The sequence below is a fragment of the Methanohalobium sp. genome (genome assembly GCF_046546175.1).
Taxonomy (GTDB): Archaea; Halobacteriota; Methanosarcinia; order Methanosarcinales; family Methanosarcinaceae; genus Methanohalobium.
The window spans coordinates 1-5796 of record NZ_JBKGYF010000099.1 but is presented as its reverse complement, the minus strand read 5'-3'; the positions used below and the strand labels follow the sequence as shown (position 1 = coordinate 5796).

At 36.4% G+C, this 5796-nt stretch carries 8 protein-coding genes and 1 pseudogene; 5 read left to right on the top strand and 4 right to left on the bottom strand.

The window, feature by feature from the left end:
• Positions 1-187: pseudogene (locus ACLFMM_RS08895) on the bottom strand (ISNCY family transposase); the annotation flags it as partial.
• Positions 188-352: 165 nt separating this feature from the next.
• On the opposite strand from ACLFMM_RS08895, the gene ACLFMM_RS08890 reads away from it, so the two are divergent.
• From ACLFMM_RS08890 to ACLFMM_RS08880, 3 genes are read left to right on the top strand one after another with little or no spacing between them, the layout of a single operon-like run.
• Positions 353-763: a threonyl-tRNA synthetase editing domain-containing protein gene (locus tag ACLFMM_RS08890; RefSeq protein ID WP_410808379.1), complete on the top strand. Its 411-nt coding sequence runs from the start codon at positions 353-355 to the stop codon at positions 761-763.
• Between the two features lie 38 nt (positions 764-801).
• Positions 802-1041, top strand: a complete 240-nt coding sequence (locus tag ACLFMM_RS08885) for a methyltransferase domain-containing protein (RefSeq protein WP_410808378.1) — start codon at positions 802-804, stop codon at positions 1039-1041.
• 14 nt (positions 1042-1055) lie between these two features.
• The gene (locus tag ACLFMM_RS08880; protein WP_410808377.1) at positions 1056-1214 is read left to right on the top strand and encodes a methyltransferase domain-containing protein; all 159 of its coding nucleotides are present in this window, start codon (positions 1056-1058) and stop codon (positions 1212-1214) included.
• 192 nt (positions 1215-1406) lie between these two features.
• On the opposite strand, the gene ACLFMM_RS08875 is transcribed toward ACLFMM_RS08880, so the two are convergent.
• On the bottom strand, positions 1407-1739 hold the full coding sequence (locus tag ACLFMM_RS08875) for a CGGC domain-containing protein (protein WP_410808376.1): 333 nt from the start codon (positions 1737-1739) through the stop codon (positions 1407-1409).
• Between the two features lie 205 nt (positions 1740-1944).
• On the opposite strand from ACLFMM_RS08875, the gene ACLFMM_RS08870 reads away from it, so the two are divergent.
• Positions 1945-3042, top strand: coding sequence for a (Fe-S)-binding protein (locus ACLFMM_RS08870; RefSeq protein WP_410808375.1), 1098 nt, complete (start codon positions 1945-1947; stop codon positions 3040-3042).
• Between the two features lie 192 nt (positions 3043-3234).
• A complete protein-coding gene (locus ACLFMM_RS08865; protein WP_410808381.1) occupies positions 3235-4158 on the top strand; it encodes a ribonuclease Z in 924 nt (307 codons plus the stop codon).
• Between the two features lie 26 nt (positions 4159-4184).
• Here the strand turns inward: ACLFMM_RS08865 and ACLFMM_RS08860 are convergent, their stop codons facing one another.
• Together ACLFMM_RS08860 and ACLFMM_RS08855 are read right to left on the bottom strand one after the other, a co-directional pair.
• Complete coding sequence (locus ACLFMM_RS08860) at positions 4185-4457, bottom strand: hypothetical protein (protein WP_410808374.1); 273 nt, start codon at positions 4455-4457, stop codon at positions 4185-4187.
• A gap of 41 nt (positions 4458-4498) precedes the next feature.
• Positions 4499-5587 (bottom strand): AAA family ATPase, encoded by a 1089-nt coding sequence (locus tag ACLFMM_RS08855; protein WP_410808380.1) that lies wholly within the window; start codon positions 5585-5587, stop codon positions 4499-4501.
• Positions 5588-5796 lie beyond the last annotated feature (209 nt).

Here is a 5796-nt window from a genome sequence, read left to right as displayed (position 1 = left end):
CACCATTTTGCAAATTTGTCATCACGAGTAATTGATACGCTACGAAATTCATGATTGAATACAATTTCTTACTTGAATTGTTCAATCCTCTGATATCAAATTTAACTGTCCATTTTATGTTTTTGTGGATTCTTTCACATTCCTTTCTATATGAATAATCGTCATCGAACCTTTCATCTTCTATGTTTATTGATAGTCTCGTTTAACTAATTATTTTCCATGAAAATTTAGAAATATGTAGGGCCCAATAACGCTGATATTAATAGGTTCCAACAGAGTCAGAAAAGATAATATATGCAGGAACCTGATAAATAAAATATCATGTCCATACAAATTATAGAGCGGTTATATCATGAAAATGCTACTATTCGATACAGAATATTTCTGGTATGATACATACAGCAAGACTCTTGAAAATGTAGAAGATGTAGAAAAACAAGACGAAATAAAGGATACAACTGTTGTTTTCATTCATGCAGAATCTGAGGATGAAAAGAAAACATCCAAAGTCCTGAAAAAAGCTCTCAAAAATATCAAATGGTATCTTAACAAAGTGGGTAAAGAAAAAATTGTCCTGCATTCGTTTGCGCATCTTTCATCAAGTGTTTCAACCCCAGAATTTGCAGAACAAATCATTCATGATATTGAAAGTAAATTAAAAGACAAAGAAATTGAGGTTTATACCACACCTTTTGGATACTTTTCTGAATTTTCTATCCATGTAAGGGGTGAGTCCATCGCGAAAACATTTAAAGAAATTTAATCTGAAAATCCTAAGATTGATACGTTCTAAGTGAGAAAATGAAAATCAGAGAAATCGGTATGCCTGGTGAAGTTAAATGGAATGAATTTTTTGAACCATATAAGGCTTTGAAAACATTAGGTCTGGACGATAGTGTTTCAAATGTAGCAGATTTTGGTTGTGGACATGGTACCTTCACAATCCCAGCTACAAATATAGCAAAAGGAAATGTATTTGCTATAGATATAGAACCAGAATTGATAGAATCCACAAAACAAAAGGCTACTGTGAAAAATTAAATAATGTTAAAACAGTGCACCGCGATTTTATATCAGAAGGGAATGGTCTTAAAAACGAATGTTTAGACTATGTCATCATGGCCAATATATTACATGGGGACGAACCAGAAATATTACTTAAAGAAACCCATAGAGTCCTGAAACATAATGGGAGACTAGTAGTTATCCACTGAAATTATGACTCTGATACTCCTAGATGGCCGCCACTAGAAATCCGACCTACTCCTGAAAAATGTATTGAATGGACTAGATCATCAATCAGGATTTAGTAATCCTGTTATGCATGACCTTAAACCATACCATTATGGGATTGTCCTTGAACGTCCATAATACTGAAAGACTTGAGATATAAAAATAAAAAACAATTAATGGGTATAACCAATTAATTGTATAGAATCTCCTACCTTTCTTTCGATTGAACTTTGCATCTGATCAGCATGTGGACAGGGAACACCTATAGGTGTTCCTTTTGTGAGGCAAGAGGCAAGGACGATTGTATCTGCCCCACGTCTAACCATCTCAACAGCTCTTGTAACTGCTTTTTTCCCGGGACAGCCTCCACATGAAACAACACCGACGATTTCTATTTCATCTTCTACTCCTTCAAACGCGAGTTTTTTCTCTTTCATTACTTTAAAATCAGTTGTTGCCGGACACATATCTTCTGTTTGCTGGCATCTGATTAATCCTACTTTCATATTATCTTCTTCAGATAAAAATCAATGATAATATTTTTCTACGTTGTCAAATGAATAATATTCAGTAAAAAAATAAGCTCCATTGACAGTACAAACACCGTTGATAGGATATAAATTCTTTTGCTGGGTTATTGGGATTAATATATATATAAATTCAAAATCGATAAATCAATTAAACATAAAGTAAAATGAACCAGGTGACAAGATGGAAAATTACAAACATGCAGTCGAATCCTGTATCGACTGTAAAAAATGCTGGGATGTATGCCCAGTTACAAAGGTAATAGGTAACGAATATACCCCTCAGAGTAAGATAGAGCTCCTGTCAAAAATAGAATCAGGAGAAGAACTAAGTGAAAAGGAATTTGATGATATCTATCTTTCATCAAGGTGTGGAGCATGTAATGAGGTTTGCCCGGTTGACATACCAATTAAAGAAATAATTCAGTATGAAAGAAGTCTGCTTGCTGAACAGGGAAGAGAACCCGATAAGACAACGTATATCGTCCAGAGTATACTCCAGCACAACAACCCTGGTGGAAAGGATGATTCAAAAAGATTTGACTGGGTAAGTGATGATTTACAAATAGCAGAACATTCAGAGATTGGATATATGGTGGGATGCTGGATAGCACACGCCAGACCAGAGATAGCCAGAGCTACTATCAGGGTATTGAATGCCGCTGGTATCGAACCCATGCTGATGGATAAAGAGAAATGTTGCGGACTGTTTCTTGTGGATAACGGTCATTTTGAACAGATAAAAAAACATGCCAAGGAATACATCGATTACATAGAATCCCTGGGTATCAAAAAACTTATAGTCTCCTGTCCGGGCTGTTACAGAACAATCAATAACAGTTACCCGGATTTTTACAGAGAACCAGAATTTGATGTAGTCCCTGCTGTAACTGTGTTTGAAGAGCTCCTCGATGAGGGAAAAATTGTTCCGGAAAACAAATTAAATATCTCTGCACCTCTTAAAGATGCATGTCACCTGAGACAAATGAAAGATACTCCAAGAAAAATATTCAAGCAGATAGGTGTTGAAACCACGGAGATTTTTGATGATGAAATTGTGTGCTGCGGTGCTCCTGCAGGACTAAAACCGAACTATCCGCAGACATCTGCCGATATAGCTATGCTGTCTGTGAATAAATCCAAGGAAACATCAGATCTGATGCTTGCATATTGTCCATTCTGTATATACCATATAAGTGGTGTATCAGAAAATATGGATGTGAACATACAGGTAAAGGATATATCTGTACTCCTTGATGATGCTATTAAAAAAAGCAAATAATATCACCAGAAATATCTCCATGTAAAGGTTGTAACCATTAATTTACAAATCACCTCAAAATATTTGGTCTTGGGCGAAATTTTATTTTAATTTAAACCCGTTCTGAAAAACTTGGAAGCTACCGGGTTAACTGAATAGTTCCATGCAACAATAGATAAATATCAGACCAGCTTTTATTGACCAGCCATGTCAATGTTAAAAATAACGTTTCTTGGAACCGCTGGATCCTTACCAACACCATATCGTAATCCATCATCAATCTTAATAAAAAAAGACAGTGAGCTTGTAATGTTTGATTGCGGTGAAGGCACGCAACAGCAGATGATGCGTGCAAGAACCGGAATGATGTCACTATCCTCAATTTTTATAACCCATTTCCATGCCGACCATGTACTTGGAATCCCTGGACTTTTACAAACAATGTCTTTTCAGGGACGTACAGAACCACTCTACATCTACGGACCAGAATGGGTGGACGAATTTATCCGAATTCTGGCAACTCTTGGTTACTGTCGATTAGGGTTTGACATAGAAACAGTACAATTGGAACCCGGAGATATTGTGGAAAAAAACGGATATTCTGTTAAATCATTGAAAACCGAACATGGCGTCGACAGTATTGGATACGCATTTGTTGAGAACAAACGCCCGGGTAAATTTAACAGACAGAAAGCAGTATCATTTGGTGTTCCGCCTGGTCCGCTGTTTTCAAGACTACAGCAGGGAAACCCTATAGAAGTGGACGGCAGGACAGTATTACCTGAAGAAGTAATGGGCGACCCACGCCCTGGAAGAACCATTGTTTACAGCGGTGATACCAGACCCTGTGATGATGTCCTCAATGCGAGCAAAGGTGCAGATGTATTAATTCACGATGGTTCACTGGACAATAAGCAGTATGATTGGGCTATTGAATCCATGCATTCTACTGCAAGTGAAGCTGCAAATTTAGCAAAAAAATCCGGAGTAATCAAACTGGTACTTACTCATATCAGTTCAAGATACACTGAAGATGTTAGCCCGCTTTTAAATAATGCTCAAAAAATATTCAACAATGTAATCATTGCAGACGACCTGATGGAAATAAATGTTCCTTACAAAAATAAGGTGAAATAAAATTAAAATAGGACGCCAAAGCGTATTTAAATTATAGTCCAGTCAAGTTTATTGTTGTTTTCATCATACAGAGTGACTTCCATTGTCCTTTCATCCTCTTCAAAGGTCATGTTAACTGGTTTCACATATACATAAGCTACGTCTCCCTGATTAAGGGTACATTCATCAGGTTTTGTTCTCCCAAAATATATACGACCCTCTGTATCTGTGTCTTCTACTACTATCCCCTTGTATCCAAGCGGATTATCAATTACATTTACAACCCTGCATTTTAAATATTTAGGTCCAGGTTCACTCATACAAACACCTTGGTTTTTAGTTTAATAAGATAAAAATAATATTAGATATACATACGGTTTTCTGTTTTAGAGTCGTTATTTTTCTTTTGTAATCTGTACACTGTATCTTCCAGATATTTCCCATTGACTTCTTCTTTATCATCAATAATTGTCTGATGAAGTGATACTTTGAGCACTTTCTCCACAAGATCTCTGCCTGAGAAACCCTGGGTAAGTCTTGCAATTTTGGGCATGTCCACATCTTTAACAGGCAGGGGGAAAGTCCTGATGTTTGATTCTATAATTTTTAAGCGCTCCTTCTCATCAGGAAGCACAAATTCGATTTCTTCTTCAAACCTGTTGCTTACAGCCGAGTCTAGTGTATCCTTCCGGTTAGTGGCACCAATTGTACAAACGCCTTTTCGTTCGGTAATTCCGTCCATTTCAGTAAGCAGAGCGTTTACAATTTCAGCAACATCCCCTCTCAATTCCTGGTACCTTCTATCAAGAGCAATCGCATCCAATTCATCAATGAAAATTATACATGGTGCCATACTCTCTGCACGGTCATATACATGGTGTATCTGTTTTGCCCCTTCTCCCACATATTCACCTATAAGTTCGGTTGCTTTTACAGTGATTATGGGTACACTTGTTTTATTTGCAAGAGCCTTTGCAAGCATGGTTTTCCCGGTACCTGATGGTCCATAGAACAGCACATTCCTTGGCGCCCATTTTCCGAATTTATCAGGATTTTCCAGAAACTTCTCAATAAGTCGGCATTTATTACGTGCATTTTTCTGACCGATTACATCATCAAAACTCACATCAGTACTGAGTTCCGAAGTTTCCACATTGTTATTGTTATCCTCGGTTACAATAATAGTAGTATAGGGACCAATTATCGATTCTGGTGGGTCGACATCGACTATTTTGTATGCAAAATCAGGATACATCCGGCGGTCGAACAGATATTCTCCTTTGCGTGCAAGATGTTCTTCCCATTGTTCACGTGCATAGCATTCAAAAACTTCAGGATTTTCAATTTCTGGATAATCTTCAAATATACCGGATAGAGGGTAACCTACCGGTTTTATAACAATTTTCTCTGCTATATTACCCATAAAATCAGTATCATTTTCCAGATTCATATTTTGATGTTTTCGATAGTAACGTACTATGATTATCAACTCTTAATTTTCTATATAATAACAGAAATAAAGAATTAGTTAAATATTACCCCATAACATTCTGTTATTTATATATTAGATATAATTAATAAATATATTGAGCAAAAAAGCCATATGGCATTGTTAATTAATCATAGTTAATTCATTATTTCTGTACTTCATCAATAGAA

Excerpts from the sequence above, each read along its gene's own strand:
- ACLFMM_RS08860 (WP_410808374.1), bottom strand. The coding sequence starts at position 4,457 with ATGAGTGAACCTGGACCTAAATATTTAAAATGCAGGGTTGTAAATGTA.
- ACLFMM_RS08890 (WP_410808379.1), top strand. The coding sequence starts at position 353 with ATGAAAATGCTACTATTCGATACAGAATATTTCTGGTATGATACATAC.
- ACLFMM_RS08885 (WP_410808378.1), top strand. The coding sequence starts at position 802 with ATGAAAATCAGAGAAATCGGTATGCCTGGTGAAGTTAAATGGAATGAA.
- ACLFMM_RS08865 (WP_410808381.1), top strand. The coding sequence starts at position 3,235 with ATGTTAAAAATAACGTTTCTTGGAACCGCTGGATCCTTACCAACACCA.
- ACLFMM_RS08855 (WP_410808380.1), bottom strand. The coding sequence starts at position 5,587 with ATGAATCTGGAAAATGATACTGATTTTATGGGTAATATAGCAGAGAAA.
- ACLFMM_RS08870 (WP_410808375.1), top strand. The coding sequence starts at position 1,945 with ATGGAAAATTACAAACATGCAGTCGAATCCTGTATCGACTGTAAAAAA.
- ACLFMM_RS08875 (WP_410808376.1), bottom strand. The coding sequence starts at position 1,739 with ATGAAAGTAGGATTAATCAGATGCCAGCAAACAGAAGATATGTGTCCG.